At 71.7% G+C, this 20,819-nt stretch carries 18 protein-coding genes; 9 read left to right on the top strand and 9 right to left on the bottom strand.

The window, feature by feature from the left end:
• Positions 1 to 18: 18 nt before the first annotated feature.
• Complete coding sequence (locus tag DMB42_RS11000) at positions 19 to 1,296, bottom strand: Glu/Leu/Phe/Val dehydrogenase (RefSeq protein WP_125633311.1); 1,278 nt, start codon at positions 1,294 to 1,296, stop codon at positions 19 to 21.
• Positions 1,297 to 1,535: 239 nt separating this feature from the next.
• Between DMB42_RS11000 and DMB42_RS10995 the strand changes: the two genes are divergently transcribed.
• From DMB42_RS10995 to DMB42_RS10980, 4 genes are all read left to right on the top strand, one after another.
• Positions 1,536 to 3,071, top strand: coding sequence for an alkaline phosphatase D family protein (locus tag DMB42_RS10995; protein ID WP_260477619.1), 1,536 nt, complete (start codon positions 1,536 to 1,538; stop codon positions 3,069 to 3,071).
• 10 nt (positions 3,072 to 3,081) lie between these two features.
• Positions 3,082 to 3,798, top strand: coding sequence for a trans-aconitate 2-methyltransferase (locus DMB42_RS10990; RefSeq protein ID WP_125633309.1), 717 nt, complete (start codon positions 3,082 to 3,084; stop codon positions 3,796 to 3,798).
• An 81-nt stretch (positions 3,799 to 3,879) separates the two neighbouring features.
• Complete coding sequence (locus tag DMB42_RS10985) at positions 3,880 to 4,473, top strand: RNA polymerase sigma factor (protein WP_125633308.1); 594 nt, start codon at positions 3,880 to 3,882, stop codon at positions 4,471 to 4,473.
• The gene (locus DMB42_RS10980) at positions 4,466 to 5,674 is read left to right on the top strand and encodes a CU044_5270 family protein (protein ID WP_125633306.1); all 1,209 of its coding nucleotides are present in this window, start codon (positions 4,466 to 4,468) and stop codon (positions 5,672 to 5,674) included. Before DMB42_RS10985 ends, DMB42_RS10980 begins: the two co-directional genes overlap by 8 nt.
• 64 nt (positions 5,675 to 5,738) lie before the next feature.
• On the opposite strand, the gene rocD is transcribed toward DMB42_RS10980, so the two are convergent.
• The 3 genes from rocD to DMB42_RS10965 form a co-directional block, all read right to left on the bottom strand.
• Positions 5,739 to 6,944, bottom strand: coding sequence for an ornithine--oxo-acid transaminase (gene rocD / locus DMB42_RS10975; RefSeq protein WP_125633304.1), 1,206 nt, complete (start codon positions 6,942 to 6,944; stop codon positions 5,739 to 5,741).
• A 1-nt stretch (position 6,945) separates the two neighbouring features.
• Positions 6,946 to 7,743 carry a dimethylargininase gene (gene ddaH / locus DMB42_RS10970; RefSeq protein ID WP_125633302.1) on the bottom strand — a complete coding sequence of 266 codons (798 nt, stop codon included), beginning with the start codon at positions 7,741 to 7,743 and terminating at the stop codon, positions 6,946 to 6,948.
• 121 nt (positions 7,744 to 7,864) lie between these two features.
• Positions 7,865 to 8,353 carry an Lrp/AsnC family transcriptional regulator gene (locus DMB42_RS10965; protein WP_125633300.1) on the bottom strand — a complete coding sequence of 163 codons (489 nt, stop codon included), beginning with the start codon at positions 8,351 to 8,353 and terminating at the stop codon, positions 7,865 to 7,867.
• A 91-nt stretch (positions 8,354 to 8,444) separates the two neighbouring features.
• Between DMB42_RS10965 and DMB42_RS55965 the strand changes: the two genes are divergently transcribed.
• On the top strand, positions 8,445 to 10,793 hold the full coding sequence (locus DMB42_RS55965; protein WP_125633298.1) for a GH1 family beta-glucosidase: 2,349 nt from the start codon (positions 8,445 to 8,447) through the stop codon (positions 10,791 to 10,793).
• Here DMB42_RS55965 and DMB42_RS10955 read toward each other — a convergent pair.
• From DMB42_RS10955 to DMB42_RS10940, 4 genes are all read right to left on the bottom strand, one after another.
• Entirely contained in the window at positions 10,790 to 11,737 is a 948-nt protein-coding gene (locus DMB42_RS10955; protein WP_221762089.1) for an isopenicillin N synthase family oxygenase, read from the bottom strand. The two genes, DMB42_RS55965 and DMB42_RS10955, sit on opposite strands and share 4 nt — an antisense overlap.
• 80 nt (positions 11,738 to 11,817) lie before the next feature.
• Positions 11,818 to 13,227, bottom strand: coding sequence for a glycoside hydrolase family 16 protein (locus DMB42_RS10950; RefSeq protein WP_125633295.1), 1,410 nt, complete (start codon positions 13,225 to 13,227; stop codon positions 11,818 to 11,820).
• 228 nt (positions 13,228 to 13,455) lie between these two features.
• Positions 13,456 to 14,175, bottom strand: a complete 720-nt coding sequence (locus DMB42_RS10945) for a DUF5941 domain-containing protein (protein ID WP_125633293.1) — start codon at positions 14,173 to 14,175, stop codon at positions 13,456 to 13,458.
• Positions 14,172 to 15,680: a CDP-alcohol phosphatidyltransferase family protein gene (locus DMB42_RS10940; RefSeq protein ID WP_125633291.1), complete on the bottom strand. Its 1,509-nt coding sequence runs from the start codon at positions 15,678 to 15,680 to the stop codon at positions 14,172 to 14,174. Before DMB42_RS10940 ends, DMB42_RS10945 begins: the two co-directional genes overlap by 4 nt.
• A 140-nt stretch (positions 15,681 to 15,820) precedes the next feature.
• Between DMB42_RS10940 and recO the strand changes: the two genes are divergently transcribed.
• The 4 genes from recO to DMB42_RS10920 all read left to right on the top strand — a co-directional run bounded on the left by recO (position 15,821) and on the right by DMB42_RS10920 (position 19,957).
• Complete coding sequence (gene recO / locus DMB42_RS10935) at positions 15,821 to 16,555, top strand: DNA repair protein RecO (protein WP_125633289.1); 735 nt, start codon at positions 15,821 to 15,823, stop codon at positions 16,553 to 16,555.
• Positions 16,552 to 17,334, top strand: coding sequence for an isoprenyl transferase (locus DMB42_RS10930; protein WP_125633287.1), 783 nt, complete (start codon positions 16,552 to 16,554; stop codon positions 17,332 to 17,334). The genes recO and DMB42_RS10930 overlap by 4 nt, the downstream gene beginning before the upstream one ends.
• A 116-nt stretch (positions 17,335 to 17,450) precedes the next feature.
• A complete protein-coding gene (locus tag DMB42_RS10925; protein WP_125633285.1) occupies positions 17,451 to 18,368 on the top strand; it encodes an ABC transporter ATP-binding protein in 918 nt (305 codons plus the stop codon).
• The gene (locus DMB42_RS10920) at positions 18,365 to 19,957 is read left to right on the top strand and encodes an ABC transporter permease (protein ID WP_125633283.1); all 1,593 of its coding nucleotides are present in this window, start codon (positions 18,365 to 18,367) and stop codon (positions 19,955 to 19,957) included. The genes DMB42_RS10925 and DMB42_RS10920 overlap by 4 nt, the downstream gene beginning before the upstream one ends.
• A gap of 268 nt (positions 19,958 to 20,225) precedes the next feature.
• Here DMB42_RS10920 and DMB42_RS10915 read toward each other — a convergent pair whose 3' ends face one another.
• Positions 20,226 to 20,753: a CGNR zinc finger domain-containing protein gene (locus DMB42_RS10915; protein WP_312024725.1), complete on the bottom strand. Its 528-nt coding sequence runs from the start codon at positions 20,751 to 20,753 to the stop codon at positions 20,226 to 20,228.
• Between the last annotated feature and the right edge of the window lie 66 nt (positions 20,754 to 20,819).

Here is a 20,819-nt window from a genome sequence, read left to right as displayed (position 1 = left end):
ACGTGCGACCAAAGTAGGTCAGGGATAGAGCCCGCGCATGCTGTGGGCCTCGGCGACCCGGCCCACGCCGATCACGTGCGCCGCCTCCCGCAGCGTCAGCCCGCGTTCGGCGGACAGAGACTTGACCTCGGCGAAGGCGCTTTCCATGAGGTCGCGCAGCTTCACCTCGACCTCGCGGGAGCTCCAGGAGAAGGCCTGCATGTTCTGCACCCACTCCAGGTACGACACGATCACCCCGCCCGCGTTGGCCAGGATGTCCGGCACGACGGTGGTGCCGTTGGCGGCCAGGATCTCGTCGGCCTCCGGCGTGGTGGGGCCGTTGGCGCCCTCCACGATCAGCCGGGCGCGCACGCGGGGCGCGTTCGCCTCGGTGATCACGCCTTCGAGCGCGGCCGGGACGAGCACGTCCACGTCGAGCTCGAACAGGTCGTCGTGGGCCATGGCGTCGGCCAGCGGATAGCCGGTCACGCCGCCGGTCTCGGCCACCCAGGCACGCAGGTGGGCGACGTCGAGGCCGCCGGGCGCGTAGAGCGCGCCGGTGACGTCGGAGACGGCGACCACCTTGCAGCCCGAGTCGGACAGGTACTGCGCGGCCAGCGCGCCCACCTTGCCGAAGCCCTGCACGGCCACCGTCACGCCCTCGGGCGAGCGCCCGAGCGCGGACAGCGCCGCGATCTGCACGCCGCGCGAGGTCGATCCGGTACGGCCGAGCGAGCCGCCCAGCGTCATCGGCTTGCCGGTGACCACGCCGGGCACCGAGTAGCCGGCGTTGACGCTGTAGGTGTCCATGATCCAGGCCATGGTCTGCTCGTCGGTGCCGACGTCGGGGGCCGGGATGTCCTTCTCCGGGCCGATCAGCGGCAGGATCTCGTTGACGTAGCGGCGGGTGAGCCGTTCGAGCTCGATCGTGGTCAGCGCGGCCGGGTCGACGGCCACGCCGCCCTTGGCGCCGCCGTACGGGATGCCGACCAGCGCGCACTTCCACGTCATCCACATCGCGAGGGCGGTGACCTCATGGATGTCGGTGGCGGGATGAAACCGGATGCCGCCCTTGGCGGGGCCGCGTGAGACGTTGTGCTGGACGCGGAAGCCCTGGACGACGTCCATGCGTCCGTCCTCGCGGCGCACCGGGACCGAGACGGTCAGCGAGCGGCGGGGCGTGGCCAGCATCGTGCGGAGCCCGTCGTCGAGACCGAGGTGCGCGGCGGCGTGGTTGAGTTGGTGAAGAGCGGAGTCGAGCGCCTGTTGACCAGGTGTGATCAGCGCCGGCGTCTTTGACGGCACCATGATGCTCATGGTCGAGTTTCCTCCTGTATGCGCGCCCATTTTGCGGGAGAAGGCGCCGTTGCCTTCCCTCTTGGGCGTGTTGTCTCGATCATCCTAGGCCGGGCAGTTTGACCTTGCCTAGGTTATGAAGGGATATCCAAGCCGTTGATCAACGTGCTGGGAACGTGCCACTCTGGCAGGCTAACGAGCGAGAGTGTGCCGAATCGTCGAAACCGGGGGGTTGGATGCCCGCACTCGTGGTTGGGCCCATGTTGCGTCACGTCGACTCGGTCAGCGCCTCGATCTGGGTGGAGACCGGCGAGCCCTGCACGGTCACCGTCGAAGCGGCAGGCAGGGCTTATCGGTCGCCCACCTTCACCGTGCACGGTCACCACTACGCGATCGTGGATCTCGTTGGCCTGTCCCAGGATATCGCCTCCTATTCCGTCAGCCTCGACGGGGACCAGGTGTGGCCCCTGGCGGGTCGTCCGGCCAGCCGCATCCGGTTAATGCCCGCCGAAGGGCCGCGCAGGATGGCGTTCGGCTCGTGCCGCACCAGCGTGCCGCACGACTCGGCACACGTCCGCACCCACGGCGACGACGTGCTGCGCGCCTACGGCGTGAGCCTCATGCGCGCCGGTGACGAGGACTGGCCCGACCTGCTGCTGCTCCTCGGCGACCAGGTCTACGCCGACAACCCGTCCCCCCAGATGCTCGACTACATCCACGCGCGCAGGAACACCGAGCCGCAGGGCGAGATCGCCGACTTCGAGGAGTACGCCGAGCTCTACCGCCAGGCGTGGACCGACCCGGAGATCCGCTGGTTGTTGTCCACCGTGCCCACGGCGATGATCTTCGACGACCACGACCTGCGCGACGACTGGAACACCTCCCACTCCTGGCGGGCCAAGATGGCCCGGACGAGCTGGTGGCCCCGCCGCGTGGTCGCGGGGCTCGGGGCCTACTGGGTCTACCAGCACCTCGGCAACCTGACCCCGGCCGAGCGCGCGGACGATCCGCTGGTGCGCGAGCTCACCGAGGGCGGCGGCGACGGCGGGCCGGCCCTCGACGCCTTCGCCGCCGGGCTCGACGCCGAGCCGGGCAGCAACCGCTGGAGCTACACCCGCGATCTCGGGCACACCCGCTTGATCATGATCGACACCAGGTGCGCCAGGCAGCTCACGCCCGGCGACCGGCGCATGCTCGACCCCGAGGAGTGGGCCTGGCTCGAGGAGCAGGCCGCCGCGCCGGCCCGGCGGCTGGTCATCGGCTCCTCGATCCCGTTCCTGCTGCCCGAGGGCGTCCACGGCGTCCAGAACTGGAACGAGGCGCTGTGCGACGGCAAGTGGGGCCGCACCGCGCAGCGGTTGTCGGAGCAGCTTCGGCAGTTCGTCGACCTGGAGCACTGGGCGGCCTTCCGCCGCTCGTTCGAGGACCTGTCCAGGCTGCTGGTCCGGCTCGGCAGGCCCGCGGTGATCCTGTCCGGCGACGTCCACTACTCCTACCTGGCCAAGGCGTCGGCCGGGCAGATCCACCAGGTCGTCTGCTCGCCGATCCGCAACCCGCTGAGCCGGCTGCTGCGCTGGGCCAACGTGCTCACCCAGTTCGGGCTGGCGACGCTGGTCGGCGGGCTGCTCGCGCTGCTGGCCGGCATCCGGCGGCCGCCGTTCCGGTGGCGGGTGACCAAGGGGCCCTGGTTCCAGAACGCGCTGGCCACGCTGACCTTCCCCGACGAGGTCGAGGTCACCTGGTACGAGTCGACGGGCGACGGGGTCCGGCCGATCGACTCGGTCCGCCTGTCGTAGAAATGACCTCATGAGCGACGACCAGTACTCCCTCGCCGTCCCCTTCTACGACCTGTGGCACGAGGACGGGCACGTCCCCGAGATCCGCGAGCTGCTGCCGCCCCTGCTGAAGGGGGTGCGGCGCAGCGTCATGGAGATCGGCGCGGGCACCGGCCTGATCACCGAGCTGATCGTCCGGGAGACGACGGCCGACGTCTACGCCGTCGAACCGGCGCTCGCCATGCGGTCGGTGTTGCTGTCGCGGGTGGCCGCCAACGAGGAGGCGCGCCGCCGCGTCACCGTGCTGCCGTACGGCGCGCTCGACGTCGACGTGGACGAGCCGGTCGAGGCGATCGTGATGATCTCGGTGTTGCAGGCGTTCCCGGCGGCGCGGCGGGAGGAGTTGTGGCGGGTGCTGGCCCGGCAGCTCCAGCCGGGCGGGCTGCTGCTGTTCAACTGGCGCGAGCGGCCCGCGCCCACGCCGGGTGAGCTGGAGCTCATGGGGGCGTACCAGGTCGGGCGGCACACGTACGAGGTCTGGGGGCAGGTGGTCGAGGTCGCCGGCGAGACCGTGCGCTCCCGCTTCCTCTACCGGGTCAGGCAGCGCGGCGTGGTGATCGGCGAGGACGAGGTGACCAGCGAGGCCCACCGGCCGGGCGGCGAGCGGCTGGCCGCGGAGCTGGCCGCGGCCGGGTTCGCCAGGGACGAGGCTCCCGACGGCCTGGCGGCCTGGCGCAGGACGGCATAGCCGGAAGGCAGCCGGAGAAAGGTGGAACCGGGTTTCCCCATGCGGCCAAGAACAGGGTGACCGCATGAGAGAGGACCGGACGTGGTGAGTGTCGAGGACAGAACCGAAACGCTGGATGACTCGACGTTGATCGGGCATTCGCTCGGCGACCCCGAGCGTTTCGCGGCGTTGTTCGACCGGCACGCCGACGAGATCCACAGGTACGCCGCCCGGCGCCTGGGCGCGGAACTGGCCGACGACGTGACCGGCGAGGTGTTCCTCCTCGCCTTCCGTGGACGCGCCCGCTACGACCGCTCGCTGCCCGACGCCAGACCCTGGTTGTACGGCATCGCGACCAAGGTCGTGTCCCAGCACCGCAGGGCCGAACGGCGGCGCACCGCGGCCATGGCCAGGGTGGGCGCCGAGCGTCCGGGCGGCTTCGACGAGCGCAGCGCCGCCTGCGCCACCGCCGAGCAGCTCCAGCCCCGCCTGGCCAAGGCGCTGACCAGGCTCAGCGCGGGCGAGCGCGACCTGCTGCTGCTCGTGGCGTGGGCCGACCTGACCTACGAGGACGCCGCCCGCGCCCTCGGCGTGCCCGTCGGCACCGTTCGATCCAGGTTGCACCGGCTCCGCGTCAAGGTACGCAGGGCGCTCGGCGGCATCGACCCCTTCGCAGAGGAGCCCCAGCATGGATGACGAGATCCGTACCTTCGCCGACGGTAGGCCGTCCGCGCCGTCGTACGAGCCGCAGGCCCGCGCGCGGGCCAGGGAACGGCTGATGGCCGAGGCGCGCGGCGGGCGACGCCTGCGGCTGCCGAGGCTGGGCTGGCAGACGGCCGCCGCGTTCGGCGTCACGGTCGTCCTGGTCGGCGGCGTGGCGGTGGCGCTGTCCGGCCAGAACACGCCGGGCGCCCGGCCGGCCACGTCCGTGGTGCTCACGACCGGCGAGCTGAACCCCCGGCCGGACCAGTTCATCCTGGTCGAGTCCGACACCATGTACGGCGCGCACTCGGTCAACGGCTCCGGAGGGGAGAGCCGCCACCTCTACCGCCAGCACCGCAAGATCTGGAAGTCGGTGGACGGCAGCAAGGACGGCCTGCTGCTGACCGAAGGCCGCGAGCCGCGGCCCTGGCCGGGCGAGCCGCTGCCCGCGGACGCCGGGAACTGGCAGGGCAGCCAGTGGAACCGGCTCGCCTCCTGCCCCGACCGGCGTGGCTCCAACCGCGACGACTACGCCTACCTGAGCACGCTCCCGGCCGACGCCGCGGCGATGCGGGACCGCCTCTACCAGCCGGTTCCCCAGGGAAAGGACATCAGTGCCGACGCCGCCGCCTTCACCCGCGCCGGCGACCTCGTCAGGGAGAACTACCTGCCCAAGCCGCAGCGGGACGCCCTGTTCGAGGCCGTGAAGGCGATCCCCGGCGTCGAGGCGGCCGAGGGCGTGGCCGACTCCTCGGGACGCGTGGGCGTGGCGCTGGGCCGGGTCACCGACTACGGGGTGCGCGAGGAGCTGATCTTCGACCCGGTCGAGCACATGTTCCTCGGCGAGCGGCAGACGGCGGCCGGTGAGCAGGCCGGGGCGCCCAAGGGCAGCGTGCTGGCCCTGACGGCCCAGCTCGACGTCTCGCTGGTGGACGCCCTGCCGGACGCCCCCGACGCCGGCGCCGACGCGAGCTGTACGGCGGAGACCCTGGCCCCCACCCCCATCCCCTCGGAGACCGACGTGGCGACGTCGGAGCAGCCGGCGGCCGAGGTGACGATCACGTCCACCATGGAGCCGCCCACGGCCGCGCTGGCCGCCGGGCCGAAGCCGGAGCCCACCGACACGCCCACCCCGGGCGGCGGGCCGGTGCCGGAGCCCACGCGTACCGTGACGCCCACCCCGGCCGGCTCCTGACGGCCGGCGGCTCGTCACCCGGCGGGCCCGCGCAGGCGGGTCCGCCGGGTGCGGCCGTGCGGTCCTAGAGGCTTTCCAGGACGGCGGCGAGCTGGTCGACCGCCCAGAGCAGGTCCTCCTCGGAGATCACGATCGGCGGCGCGAGCCGGATCGTGGACCCGTGGGTGTCCTTGGCGAGCACGCCGCGGGCCATCAGCGCCTTGGACACCTCGCGGCCCGTGCCGAGGGCCGGGTCGATGTCCACGCCCGCCCACAGCCCGCGACCGCGCACCGCCACCACGCCCTTGCCGATCAGCTCGCGCAGCCGGGCGTGCAGCACCTCGCCGAGCCTGGCGGCCCTGGCCTGGAACTCGCCGGTGTTCAGGATGTCGATGACCGCGATCCCGACCGCGCAGGCCAGCGGGTTGCCGCCGAACGTGGACCCGTGCTGGCCCGGCTTGATGACCCCGAGGACGTCCTCGTCCGCGGCGACGGCCGACACCGGCACCACGCCGCCGCCGAGCGCCTTGCCCAGGATGTACATGTCGGGCACGACGTTCTCGTGGTCGCAGGCGAACGTGCGGCCGGTGCGGCCGAGCCCGGACTGGATCTCGTCGGCGATCATCAGCACGTTGTTCTCGGTGCAGATGCGCCTGACCTCGGTCAGGTAGCCGTCCGGCGGCACGAGCACGCCCGCCTCGCCCTGGATCGGCTCGACGAGGACGGCCACCGTGTTGTCGTCGACGGCCTCCCTGATCGCCTCGGCCGACCCGTAACGCACGATCTTGAACCCGGGCGTGTACGGCCCGAACCCGTCGTGCGCGTCGGGGTCGGTCGAGAAGCTGATGATCGTGGTGGTGCGGCCGTGGAAGTTGTCCTCCATCACGATGATGTTGGCCTGCTCGGGCGCCACGCCCTTGACCTCGTAACCCCACTTGCGGGCCACCTTGATCGCGGTCTCGACGGCCTCGGCGCCGGTGTTCATCGGCAGGATCATGTCCTTGCCGGTGAGGTCGCCGAGCCCGGCGCAGAACCGGGCGAACTGGTCGTGGTAGAACGCCCGGCTGGTCAGCGTGAGGTTCTTGAGCTGCTCCTGGGCGGCTTCGATGATCTTCGGATTGCCGTGACCGAAGTTCAGGGACGAATAGCCCGACAGGCAGTCGAGGTAGCGCTTGCCCTCGACGTCGACGACCCACGCCCCGTGCGCCTCGTGGATGACCACGGGCAGCGGATGGTAGTTGTGCGCGCTGCGGCGCTCGCTCACTTCGATCAGCTCTGCGCTGGTGCTCATGTTACTTCTCCCCCCTGATCTCCAGTGTGCAGCACTTGGGGCCCCCACCGGCCTTGCGCAGCTCCGACAGGTCGACCGGGATCACCTCGTAGCCGCGCCGCTTGAGCTCCAACTGCAGCCCGGTCGCCTCGGCGTTGATCACGATGTTCCGGCCGTCGCTGACCGCGTTGAGCCCGAGCACCTCGGCGTCCTCGGCGGTCGCGATCACCGCGTCCGGGAACATCACGCGCAGCACCTCCTGGCTGCCCTTGGAGAAGGCGCCGGGGTAGTAGGCGACGTTGCGGCCGTCGAGCGGGAACAGCGCGGTGTCCAGGTGGTAGAAGCGCGGGTCGACCAGCTTCAGCGAGACGACCGGACGGCCCAGGTACTCCTGCGCCTCCTGGTGGGCGACCACGTCGGTGCGGAAGCCGGTGCCGGCGAGGATGACCTCGTCGAGGGTGAGGAAGTCGCCCTCGCCCTCGTTGACGTGCGTGGGCTCCAGCGCCGGGTAGCCGCGCTCGGTGAACCAGCGCAGGTAGGCGGAGCCCTCGGCGCCGCGCTCGGGGAAGGTGAAGCGGGCGCCGTAGACCCGGCCGCCGACGACCAGCGCGCCGTTGGCGGCGAACACCATGTCGGGCAGGCCGTCGATCGGGTCGATGAGGCTGACCTCGTGCCCGAGCTCCTCGTAGGCCGACTTCAGTCCCTCCCACTGCCGGATCGCCACCTCACGGTCCGCGCCGGCCTCGGGGTCCATCCACGGGTTGATCGCGTACTCGACCGCGAAGTAGTCCGGGCGGCACATGAGGAAGTGTTTGGGCATGCAGGGCTCCGTCGTCGTCTGCAGGGAGATTCCCGTTTCCGGGAGGACGAGGACAGCCTAAGAATTGGTGTTTGCGCAGGCCAAGCGGTGCGCATTGCGCGTTCGCGCAGGTCTGTTGCGTCTATCGGCCGACCATGTGCGATCCGTTGCGTGACTCCGTCAGGGCGCTTCCCGGAGGGATGTCGACCAGCCTCGACAACACGATCGAGCTCTTGGTCCGGACCACGAAAGCCTCCGCCGCGATGCGCTCGATGACCCGCTCGACGTGCCGTACGTCCGTGGCCCTGATGTGCAGCAGCGCGTCCGCCTGGCCCGTGATCGTGGCCGCCGCCACCACCTCGGGGAACTTGGCCACCGCCACCGCGATGTCCGACGGCTTGGTCTTGCCCTGGCAGAACAGTTCGACGTACGCCTCGGTGGTCCAGCCGAGCGCCTGCGGCGCGACCCTGGCGCTGAAGCCGGTGATCGCCCCGCTCTTCTGCAACCGGTCGACCCGCCGCTTGACGGCCGAAGCGCTCAGCCCCACCTGATGGCCGATGTCCGCGTAGGTCGCGCGGGCGTCGTCCACGAGCGCCGCGATGATGTCACGATCGAGCCGGTCCAGTTCCACGGGCTCTGTATACCGCCTGGCCAGGCTGGCGCGCGACGAGCGCCGCGCGGGAGACTGGGCGTTCGGTCCACTGCCGGAGGATTGCCGCCACATGAATATCGCACGTTTTCCCGAGGGTTTCGTCTGGGGAGCCTCGACGTCGGCCTTCCAGATCGAAGGGGGCACGTCCGCCGACGGACGTGGGCCGTCCATTTGGGATGACTTCGCGGGAGTGCCCGCCGACGCCTGCGACCATTACCACCGATATCGCGACGACGTACGGCTGATGAAAGACCTGGGAATGGCCGCGTACCGGTTCTCGGTGAGCTGGCCGCGCGTTCTTCCCGAAGGCGCGGGAAAGGTCAACGCGGCCGGGCTCGACTTCTACGAGCGGCTGGTCGACGCCTTACTCGAAGCGGGCATCACGCCTTATGCGACCCTTTATCACTGGGACCTGCCGCAGGCCCTGGAGGAACGCGGCGGATGGCCCGCCCGCGACACCGCCCGCCGGTTCGCCGACTACGCCGCGATCGTCGCCGCCCGGCTCGGCGACCGGGTCCGCACCTGGTTCACCGTCAACGAGCCGTGGGTGGCGGCCTTCGTCGGCCACGGCTCGGGGGTGCACGCGCCGGGCCGCAGGTCGGCCGCCGACGCGTTCAGGAGCGCCCACCACCTGCTGCTCGCCCACGGCATGGGCGCCCAGGCCCTGCGCGCCGCCGGCGCCGCCGAGGTGGGGGCCGTGCTCAACTTCTCGCCCGTCCTGACGCCCGCCCAGGTCGGCGACTTCGACCGGCCGCTGTCGGAGGAGGACGCCGAGGCCGTGGCCAGGATCGACGCCCTCGTCCACCGGCAGTTCCTCGACCCGCTGCTGCGCGGGGCCTACCCCGCCGACCTGCTGCCGGTCATCGAGGAGCACGCGGGGCTCGGGCACGTCCACGACGGCGACCTGGCCGTCGTCGCCCAGCCGCTCGACCTGCTCGGCGTCAATTACTACACGCCCGCGGTCGTCCAGGCGCAGCCCGGCGAACCGGCCGACCCGGCTTTTCCGGGAAGCGCCGGCGTGCTTTTCAGCACCATTCCGACGGCGGTCACCGCGATGGGCTGGCCGATCGTCCCGAACGCCCTCTCGCTGCTGCTCAGGCGGCTCACCCGCGAATATCCCGGCCTCGAACTCATGCTCACCGAGAACGGCGCCGACTTCGTCGACACGGTCACCCCCGACGGCATTCACGACGTGGAGCGCGTGCAATTCATCGAGGAACACCTGCGGGCCCTGCGCACCTCGATCGAGGAAGGCGCGAACGTCCGCGGATATCTCGTCTGGACGCTGCTCGACAATCTCGAATGGGCCGACGGCCACCGGCGCAAGTTCGGCCTCGTGCACGTCGACTTCGAGACCCAGCGCAGGCGTCCCAAGGACAGCGCGCTGTGGTACCGGGACGTGATCAGGCGCAACGGCCTGACCGAGGTCCCGCCGAAGAGGCCCACCCTGGAGACCGTGGCCGCCCGCGCCCGGGTCTCCAGGGCCACCGTCTCCCGCGTCGTCAACGGCGAGACGTCGGTCAGCCCCGAGGTGCGCGCTTCGGTGCTCCAGGCCGTCAAGGAGCTCGGGTACGTGCCCAACGCCGCCGCCGGCAGCCTGGTCACCCGGCGCACCGACACGGTCGCGCTGGTGTTGTCGGTCCCCAGGAACGCCGCCGACCCGCTGCTCCCGGCCGTCGTCCAGTACGTCACGAGCCTGCTGGAGGGCGCGGGCAAGCAGATCACGCTCATGCTCGCCGACACCGCCGAGAGCCACCGCCGCATCGTCCGGCACGCCGAGGCGCGGCTGGTGGACGGCGTCGTCCTGCTGCCGCCCGACCGGGGCGACACGCTGGCCGAACACCTCTCGCGCACCGGCGTGCCCCTCGTGCTGCTGGGCCGGCCGCCGGTCAGCTCGCTGGTGCCGTACGTGGAGGCCGACAACGTGGCGGGCGCCGCGGCGGCCACCGAGCACCTGCTCGCGACGGGCCGCCGTCGCATCGGCATGATCTGCGGCCCGATGGACCTGGTCGCCACGCAGGACCGCCTCGCCGGCCACCGCGCGGCCCTCGAACGCGCCGGGTTGCGGCCCCGCCTGGCGATCGGCGACCTCACCCGCGCCTCCGGGACGGCCGCGGCCGGCCAGCTCCTCGGCGACAGCCCCGACCTGGACGCGATCTTCGCGGCCGGCGACCAGATGGCGATCGGTGCCCTGCGGGCCGCCCGCGCCGCCGGCCGGCGGGTGCCCGACGACCTGGCGATCGTGGGCTTCGGCGACATCGACGCCGCCTCGGCCACCACCCCCGCCCTCACCACCGTACGGCTGCCCGTCGCCGAGCAGGCACTGGCCCTCGCGCGGCTGCTGCTGTCGCGGCTGGAGGGCCGCAGCACCGCGCCGGACGTCCTGCCCACCCGCCTGGTGGTGCGCGAGTCGGCCTAGATCTGCCGCTCGAACAGGCGCGGGAAGACCTTGGACACCTTCGACAGCAGGTACTCGCCGTAGGTGCCGGTGAAGTCCACCTGGCCGTCCCACCGCTCGCCGGCGGCGTAGGGGAGTGGCGGCACCTCGCTGTCCCAGCCGGGGTCGAAGAAGAACGGGTAGCTCAGGCGCTCGTTGCCGCTGCGGTTGCGTACGCGGTGGGGGGTCGAGCGGTAGCGGCCGCCGGTGAGCTTGTCGAGCATGTCGCCGATGTTGCAGACGAACGTGCCCTCCAGTGGCGGCGCCTCGATCCAGCCGTCCGCCGTGCGGACCTGGAGCCCGCCGTTGGAGTCCTGGAGGAGGAGGGTGAGCAGGCCATAGTCGGTGTGCTCGCCCACGCCCCAGGTGTCGTCGTCGTCCGGCGGGGCGGGCGGGTAGTGGAAGATCCGGAACAGGACGGTCGGGTCGGCGGTGTAGCCGGTGCGGAAGTAACCCTCGTCCAGGCCCAGGCTCAGCGCCACCCCGGACATGACCGCCTGGGCGACCTCCGTCATCGTGTCCAGGTAGGCGAGCACGGCCTCCCGCAGCTCGGGCACCTGGGCGGGGAACAGGTTGGGGCCGTGCAGCGGCAGCGGGCCGGGCGGTTGCTCGGCGCCGAAGTAGACGCCCTCCTTCAGGTCCGGCCGGCCTGAGGTCAGCTCGCCGCCGACCGGGAAGAAGCCGCGCCAGGCCGGGCCGCCCCGGTCCATCGAGATCTCGTCCTTGACCTCCTCGGGCAGCGCGAAGAAGCGCCGGGCGGCCGCGTCGAGCCGGTCGAGGAGGTCGTGCGGCACGCCGTGGCCGCGGACGTAGAAGAACCCGTTGTCGCGGCAGGCCGCGCCGATCGCGGCGGCGGCGGCCTGCCGTGCGGGGCCCGTGGTGTCGCCGAGCAGCGGGGAGATGTCGATCACCGGCAATTCGCGCACCGCCTCATTGTTCCCCATTTCCCGCGATCACCATCGAAGGCTGGACCCGGGCCGGAGACCGGACGCGATTCTCCCTGCCGTCAGGTTGTCGAGAAGGTGAACCAGTTGACGTTGACGAAGTCGGCGGGCTGGCCGCTGCTGAAGGTCAGGTAGACGGTGTGCGTGCCGGTCACCCCGCTGATGTTGGCCGGGACCGTACGCCAGCTCTGCCAGCCGCCGGTGCCGGCGAGGGCGAAGTCGCCGATGGGCGCGGCGGACGGGCTGTCCAGCCGTACCTGCACCAGCCCGCTCACCCCGGACGCCGCTCCCGAGGCCACCCTGGCCTTGAACTGGCGGGCGGGCTCGGACCCGAAGTTCACCCCGTCGTAGCGCAGCCAGTCGCCGTTGGCGATGGCGCCGACGTTCTGGCCGCCGCCGGTGTCGGTGGTGGTCTCGACGATGGTGCCCGACTGGGCCTGGTAGCGCTCGGCCTGGATGGTGGAGCGCGCGTCCACGCCGCCCGGGACGGTCGGGGTCACAGTGGGTGTCGCGGTGGGGGTCGGGCCGGTGCCGCTCTGCCAGACGGCCACGTAGTCCACCAGAAGCGGATGCCCGGGGACGGTCGCCGCCGTCGGTGTGCCCGTACCGGCCAGGGCGTTGGGGAAGGCGCCGCCCATGGCCAGGTTGAGCAGCAGGAAGTAGCCGCCGTGCCCGGTCATGGCGTCCCAGGTGGCGGCGTCGAGCTGGCCCTGGCTCACGCTGTGGAACTGCTGGCCGTCGACGTACCAGCGCAGCTGGTTGGGGGTGGCGGCGCGGTCCCACTCGAAGCGGTAGGTGTGGAAGGCCGACTGGCAGGCCGAGCCGGGGCAGGCCCGGCTCGCGCCGAGGCCGGTGGTCTCGTTGCAGGGGCCGCCGGGGTTGACGCCGCAGTGGAGCACGCCCCACACCGAGTTGATGCCGTTGACGTTCTCCATGATGTCGAACTCGCCGATGCCCGGCCAGTTCCAGTAGTTCCCCCGGTACGGCGCCCCGAGCGCCCAGAACGCCGGCCAGTAGCCGAGGGCGGCCTGACCGGTCACGTCCGGCATCTGGATCCTGCCCTCGATCCGCAGGACGCGCCCGGCGGCCGGCTTGAAGTCGGCCCGCCTGGTCTCGACGCGGGCCGAGGTCCACTCGCCCGAACCGTTGCGCAGGGGCGTGATGCGCAGGTTGCCGGAGCCGTCGAGGCTGACGTTGGAGGTGCTGGAGGTGTAGTTCTGGACCTCGCCGGTGCCCCAGTTGCCCGGCCCGCCGGGGTAGCCGTGCCCGGTGTCGGTGATCCACTCGGCGGACGAGGGCGGCGTCCCGGCCGAGCCGTTGAAGTCGTCGGACCAGACCAGCGACCAGCCGGACGGCGTGGGCGGCACGGACGCCGAGGCGCTGACGGCCACCTTGACGAGCAGCCCGGTGAGTGCCACGAGCACCACGGCCACGGCCAGCAGGCGGCGCCTGTGCCGGATCGGTGTTGTCATCCCTGCTCCATGGGGGGTGTGGAGACGAATGAGAGAGCGCTCTCTTGACGTGACGTAAACACGCGGTTTACCTGTTGTCAATACGGGAGAGCGCGCTCCGAAGCAGGCGACGGGGGGTGCTCCGTGTCCACGCCGGGACCTCCCGGCGGCCGGACGCGAAACGGCGGTCACCGGCGTCCCTGTCGGGAGCCCGTGACCGCCGTCGTGTCCGGAGGGGGAGGCGGCCGCTCAGCCCTTCTCCGCCTCGCCGGTGGCCTGTTCGAGCGCGTCCTCGGGCGAGGCCTCGAGGTCCTGCTCGGCGTCGGCACCGGCCTGAGCGGAGGCCTTGTCCAGGCGCACCCAGCTCGTCACGCTCTCCACGGCGAACAACACGAACAGGTACGCCGTCAGCACCGCGAGCACCGGCGTCAGCCAGCCCAGCGCCGCGCCGGCACCGATGAGCAGCAGGCGCAGCTCCCAGCCGAGCCCCGCGTGGAACACCCACGCGGGCGGCCAGATGCTCTGCCGCGTACGGTAGACGGTGTCGTAGGTGTGGTAGCCCACCACGTAGACCAGCACGAACAGCAGCCACTTCGGCGCGCCGGCGGCCAGGCCGATCGCGATCATGGCCAGGAACTCGGTGCCGCGCAGCAGCGGCGGGGTGAGCCAGTCGAAGCGGCTCAGGTGGTCGCGCGGCGCGGTCGGCAGCACGAGCAGCAGCGTGATGGCCACCGGCAGGAGCAGCAGCGGCCCCTTGTCGGGCAGCCCGACGACGGTGACGGCGATGACGGCGAGCAGCGCCACGAGCGTGGCGGGGACGGGCGGGAGGCCCTTGCCCAGCTTGCCCGACAGGGCGTGCACGAGCGGGCCGTCGTCGCGGTAGGCGAGCAGGCGGGCGGTCTGGATGCGGCGGCGTTCCTCGTCGGGATCCGGCGTGGGGGTGGCCATGGCCTGCGGTTGAGTGATCATACGAGCGACCTCATGAGGCGTCCGGTGAGGGTGTAGGCGGCGGCGAGGGAGCCCCAGATCACGAGGGTGAGGAACGTGATCCGGGCGTCGAAGAGGGCGGCGGTGATCGCGATGGCCGCGAACCGCTCGCCGATGGGGAACACGATCATCTTCCGCGCCCAGTGGACCGCGCGGAACTTGCCCGCCCTGGTCCACATCTTGAGCACACCGCGCAGGCCCTGGCTGCGCTCCACCTTGCGCCGCTCCAGAGCCTTGCGCAGGTCACTGTCGTCGGGGGCGTCGAGCGGGAGCGTGGGGAGCGGCGCGGGCGGCTTGCGCCGGTTGGAGATGCCGAAGGAGAAGTCGAGCAGGTGGCGAATGGACTGCAGCCCGATCGCGGCCAGCGCCAGGATCCAGATGTCGTCGCCGTTGCCCGAGACGACCCAGCCGACGGCCAGGCCGGCGAAGACCACGTATTCCTTGAAGCGGTCGAAGGTGGCGTCGAGCCAGGCTCCGAGCACGCCGAATTTTCGGGCGTACCGGGCGACCTGTCCGTCGACGCAGTCGAACACGAAGGCGAAGTAGATCAGCAGCCCGCCGGCGATCATCCACGGCCGGTCGCCGGTGGCGAAGCAGGCGGCGGCGGCCACGCCGAGCGTGATCGAGATCAGCGTCACCTGGTTGGGCGTCAGCCCGCGCCGGGCCGCCCAGCGGGCGATGAAACGCGAGTAGGTGGAGACGAAGTACGTGGTGAAGAAGCCATCGGCGCCCTTGACCGCGTTGTTGAGCCGGGCGCGGTCCTCGTTCATGCCGGCCATCTCGGCCCCGGCCTCGTTGACCTCCTCCTGGGTGGCCACCCGGCGGTAGAACAGGTCGCGCCGGCCGCGGATGCCGACCGACACGCCGTTGCGCACCAGGCCGAACACGACGAGCTGGACGAGGTCGTCGTCCTTGCCGAAGCGGTCGGCCATGTGGGCCAGCTCGCGGCAGGTCTGCGCGAGCACGGGGGCGTTGCGGGCACTGATGTGCAGCGGGCCGAGCAACACCGCGTTGGGCCTGGTCACCGCGTGGTTGGCGGTGCCGACCGACACGACGCGCGACTTGCCGGCGCGCGTCCGGACCGGCAGCCCTTCGAGGCGGCCGTAGCCGATCTCCGGCTCGGCCTCGTCGATCGGTACGGTGTCCTCCTGCGCCTCCTCGGCCACCTCCAGCCGCGGCTCCTTGGCCACGAGCGCGAGCGCGCCGCGCTTGGCCTTGGTGATCTGGTAGATCAGCTCGTCGTGGACGACCGAGTTCTGGGGGAGGATGAGGAGGCTATCCGTTGCCGAATCAGCGACGTCGGCCAGGGCGCGCAGGGCGGCGGCCACGTCGCCGGTCTCGATCGTGGCGGGGCGCGGATCATAGGAAGCGAGCTGGCCTCGCAGCCGCTCGGCCACGGTGGGATTGCCGGGCAGCGCGGCCAGCCTCAGGCCGGTCGGAGAGGTGTCGGGGCCGGGCGAAGAGCCCAGCAGGACCACGCGGGTCATGACTCCCTTTCGAGGCAGTAGCGGGGGGTTGAACAACGGGTGATGCGGGGACAGACGTCAAAGTCTAGTGACGGCAGGGCAAAGTCGCGTCACTAGAGCATGCCCGGAACAAGCCGCGGGTGCGGCCGTAAGATGGGCAAGTGAGTCTCTACCGCGACGAAGGCGTCGTCCTGCGGACGCAAAAACTCGGTGAGGCCGACCGCATCGTCACCGTTCTGGCCAAGCGCACCGGCAAGATCCGGGCGGTGGCCAGGGGCGTGCGCCGCACCAAGTCACGCTTCGGCGCGCGGTTGGAGCCGTTCACGCACGTCGACCTCCAGCTGCACACCGGCCGTACGCTCGACGTGATCACCCAGGCGGAGACCATCCGCCCCTACGGCGAGGCCCTGGCCGTCGACTATCCCCGCTACACCGCCGGCAGCGCCATGCTGGAGACGGCCGACCGGCTGACCCAGGGCGAGAAGGAGCCGGCGCTGCGGCAGTTCCTGCTGCTGGTCGGCGGGCTGCGCACGCTGTCCGAGCGCGCCCACGAGGCCAGGCTGGTGCTCGACGCCTACTTCCTGCGTTCGCTGGCGGTGGCGGGTTACGCGCCCGCGCTTGAGGCGTGCGCCAAGTGCCAGGCCCCCGCGATCAGGGCCTTCGCCATCGTCGCGGGCGGCGTGGTGTGCGGGGCGTGCCGCCCGCCGGCGGCGGCCGTGCCGGCGGGGGAGACGATCGGGCTCATGACGGCGCTGCTGCGCGGCGACTGGACCACCGCCGACGCCTCGGAGTCACGCCATCGCAGCGAGTGCAGCGGTCTGGTCGCCGCATATCTGCAATGGCATCTCGAACACGGAATACGCTCTCTGCGACACGTCGAAAGGGAGCATGCGTGAACGTCCGGCCTCCGACCCCTCATCCGTCAGGCGCGACCCCGCCGCCGATCCCGCGTGACCTCGTGCCCCGGCACGTCGCCATCGTCATGGACGGCAACGGCCGCTGGGCCAAGGCGCGCGGCCTGCCGCGCACCGAAGGTCACAAGGCGGGCGAGTCATCGCTGTTCGACGTCATCGAGGGGGCCATCGAGCTGGGCATCCCCTACCTGAGCGCCTACGCCTTCTCCACGGAGAACTGGAAGCGCTCGCCCGACGAGGTGCGCTTCCTCATGGGCTTCAACCGCGACGTCATCAGGCGGCGACGCGACGAGCTCAACGCGATGGGCGTACGGGTGCGCTGGGCGGGCCGTCCCGGGCGGCTGTGGAAGAGCGTGATCTCCGAGTTGCAGGACGCCGAGCGGATGACGGTCGGCAACAGCAAGCTGACGTTGCAGTTCTGCGTCAACTACGGCGGGCAGGCCGAGATCGTCGACGCGGCGGTCAAGCTGGCGGCCGACATCGCGGCCGGGCGGGTCAAGCCGTCCAAGGTGACCGAGAAGGTGTTCGCCCGCTACCTCGACGAGCCGGAGATCCCGCCGGTCGACCTGTTCCTGCGCTCCTCGGGCGAGCAGCGCTTCTCCAACTTCCTGTTGTGGCAGTCGGCCTACGCCGAGATGGTCTTCCTCGACCGGCTCTGGCCCGACTTCGACCGCCGCGACCTGTGGGAGGGCTGCGAGATCTACGCCAAGCGCGACCGGCGTTACGGCGGCGCGATCCCCAACCAGGTCCCCGGCGCCTAGGGAAACCCCGGGTCCACCCCTGCTGAGCTGCCGCGCTGGACGACGACTATACGCCGATATAGTCTGCTACTCGTTCGGGTAGTCAACTGTACAAGCGAACAGTCATGAGGCAGATCATGAGCGACGCCATCTCGGTGGCCGGACTCGTCAAGACGTACGGCCGGACCCGGGCCCTGGACGGCCTCGACCTGGACGTACGCACCGGCGAGGTGCACGGCTTCCTCGGTCCCAACGGCGCGGGCAAGAGCACCACGATCCGGATCCTGCTCGGCCTCGTACGGGCCGACGCGGGCAGCGCCCGCCTGCTCGGCGGCGACCCCTGGCACGAGGCCGCCGAGCTCCACCGCCGCCTGGCGTACGTGCCGGGCGACGTCACGCTGTGGCCCGACCTGTCGGGCGGCGAGGTGATCGACCTGCTCGGACGGCTGCGCGGCGGCCTCGACCGCGGGCGCAGGAAGGACCTGCTCGACCGGTTCGACCTCGACCCGCGCAAGAAGGGCCGGGCCTACTCCAAGGGCAACAGGCAGAAGGTCGCCCTGGTCGCGGCGCTCGCCTCCGACGCCGAGCTGCTGCTGCTCGACGAGCCGACCTCGGGGCTCGACCCGCTCATGGAGGAGACCTTCCGCGAGGTCGTCAGGGAGGAGCGGCGGCGCGGCGACCGTACGGTGCTGCTGTCCAGCCACATCCTGTCCGAGGTCGAGGCGCTGTGCGACCGGGTGACGATCATCCGCGACGGCCGCGCGGTCGAGAGCGGCACCCTGGCCGAACTGCGCCACCTGACCCGTACCACCGTCCACGCCGAGCTCGACCGGCCCGCCGAAGGGCTGGCCGCGCTGCCCGGTGTGCACGACCTGCGCGCCGAGGGCGGCCGGGTGCGGTTCGACGTGGACGCGGGCGCGCTCGGCGCGGCGCTGCGCGGCCTGGCCGAGGCGGGCGTGCGCACCCTCGACAGCCGCCCCCCGACGCTGGAGGAGCTGTTCCTGCGCCACTACGAGGGCACGGGCGGCGGGCGGCGGGCGGAGGCCGTGCGATGAGCCCCGGCACCGGCGTGCTCGTCCGCCTGGCGCTGCGCCGCGAGCGGGCGGTCGCACCCTGGTGGCTCCTGCTGCTCGTGGCCCTCGCCCTGGCGATGGTCGCCTACATCAACCGGAACATGGCCACCTACGAGCTGAAGCTCGCCTACACCGAGGTCGTCCGGCGCTACGCCTTCTTCCAGGCGCTCGGCGGCGGGTACGTCGAGCCGCGCCTGGAGGTGCTGGCGACCTGGCGCAGCGGCGGCTTCCTCTACGTGATCAACGCGTTCGCCGCCCTGATGACCGTCGTCAGGCACACCCGCAGGGAGGAGGACGCGGGCCGGACCGAGCTGCTGCGCGCGGGCGTGGTGGGCCGCCGCGCGCCGCTCGGCGCGGCCCTGCTGGTGGCCGGGACGACCAGCCTGGCCGGCGGCGCGCTGGTCGCCGCCGCCCTGCTCGCCGCCGGCCTCGAACCCGCCGGCACGCTCGCGTACGGCGCCGCCGTCGTGGTGGCCGGCTGGGTGTTCGCGGGCATCGCCGCCGTGGCCGCGCAACTGGTCCGCGAGGCCCGTACCGCCACGGTCATCGGCCTGTACGCGCTCGGCCTGGCCTACGTGCTGCGCTACACCGCCGACGCGAGCGGCCAGCACTGGCTCAAGGCCCTGTCACCGCTCGGCTGGAGCCACATGGTGGACGCCTACAAGGACGAGCGCTGGTGGCTGCTGGGGGTGTCCGCGCTGGTCGCGGGGGCGTTGTGCGCGGTGGCGTACACGCTGGCCGGCCGCCGCGACCTCGGCTCGGGGCTGCTGGCCGAACGGCCCGGCAGGGAGTCGGCCCCCGGGCTGCGCGGCCCGGTCAGCCTGGCCTGGCGGCTGCACCGCGGCCTGCTGCTGAAGTGGGCGGCCGGAACGGCGGCCTTCGCGGCGGTGGGCGGCGCGATGGGCCCGCTGGCCAAGGACGTCCTGGCCCGCCCGAGCGTCGTGGTCACGAACATCACGACCCTGCTCGGCGTCTCCCCGGAGGCCGCCCTCGACGGGTACATGTGGTACTACCTGCTGATCCTCGCCTACTGCATCGCGCTCTACCCGGTGCTGATGATCGTGCGGCTGCGGTCGGAGGAGACCTCGGGCCGCGCGGAGGCCGTGCAGGCCACGCCCCTGACCCGGGTGCGCTGGGCGGCCGGGCACCTGGTCGTGGCCGCCCTCGGCACGGCGGCGCTGCTGGCGCTCACCGCCCTCGTCTTCAGCGCCGTGTACGGGGCGCTCCTCGGCGACTTCACCGGCACCGCGCCGCGTTTCCTGGCCGCCGCGCTGAGCCAGGCCCCGGCGGCGTGGTGCGTCGGCGCGGTCTGCCTGGCGGCGTACGGGCTGGTGCCCCGGGCGAGCGTGCCGCTCTGCTGGGCCGCCTGGATCCTGACCGCCCTGCTCGGTCAGGTCGTCGCCCCCTTCTACGGGGTGTGGGGCGGCACCCCGTTCGAGCCGTTCCACTACCTGCCGAACATCCTGGCGGGGCAGGCGTTCGGGACGGTGCCGGTGCTCGTGCTGCTCGCGCTGACGGCCGTGCTGACCGCCGGCGGGCTGCTCGCGCTACGCCGCCGCGACGCCTGCTGAGGGGCCTTGGCTTGCCGCCGGGATGGGGAACACTGGCATGCCGGTCAGGCTGAGAGCGGGTGAAGGCGGGTACAACCCGTTCCCCCTACGTCTTGAAGGAGGGCCGATGCTCCCAGGTTGCGGCTCGTGCAACTGCTCCGACGTCTTCGCCACCGCCAAACCACCGTGGTGGCAGACATCCAGCGAAGCGCCCTGAATCGGGCGTACCTGCCGCCCGCCCCCGGTGACCTGGGGGGCGGGCGGTCCGCTTTCCGGGGCCCGCGACGGGTCAGGCGCGGCGGCGGGCCCGGTAGGCGGCGACGTGCATGCGGTTGCCGCAGGTACGGCTGTCGCAGTAGACCCGCGAACGGTTGCGGGACTCGTCCACGAACACGCGGTCGCAGTCGGGGGCCGAACACGTGCGCAGGCGTTCCATCTCGCCCTCCACCAGCAGGTGCGCCAGCGCCACGCCGCAGTCGGCGGCCACGTGCTCGGCCAGCGAGGCGTCGTTGGCGAAGTAGTGGACGTGCAGCGGGTGGCCGTCGTGCTCGGTCAGCCTGGGCGTGATGCGCGTCTCGGCGAGCAGCGCGTTGAGGGTGCGCACGGCGCTTGCCACGTCGGGGGCGGTGAACACCCGGTGGAACGCCTCGCGCACCATCCGGACCTGGCCGAGGTCGCGGGCCGTCAGCGCGCCGACGCCGCTGACCTGCCGGGACTCCACGAAGGTCTGCAGCTCGGCCAGGCTGGCCAGGTCGTCGCCGCCGCCGGTGGACGGAGAGGTGTTGACCAGGTCGACAACGGTGGCCAAAGAATGCACCATGTCATGGCCAAACGGCATGTTGACTCCTGTCGGGGCCGGTTCTAGCGTGGTCGCAGCGTATCT

Source organism: Nonomuraea sp. WAC 01424 (assembly GCF_003947315.1).
In the GTDB taxonomy this organism is placed as follows: Bacteria; Actinomycetota; Actinomycetes; order Streptosporangiales; family Streptosporangiaceae; genus Nonomuraea; species Nonomuraea spiralis.
The sequence above is the reverse complement of the archived record's forward strand: the minus strand, read 5'-3'. Positions and strand labels throughout refer to the sequence as shown.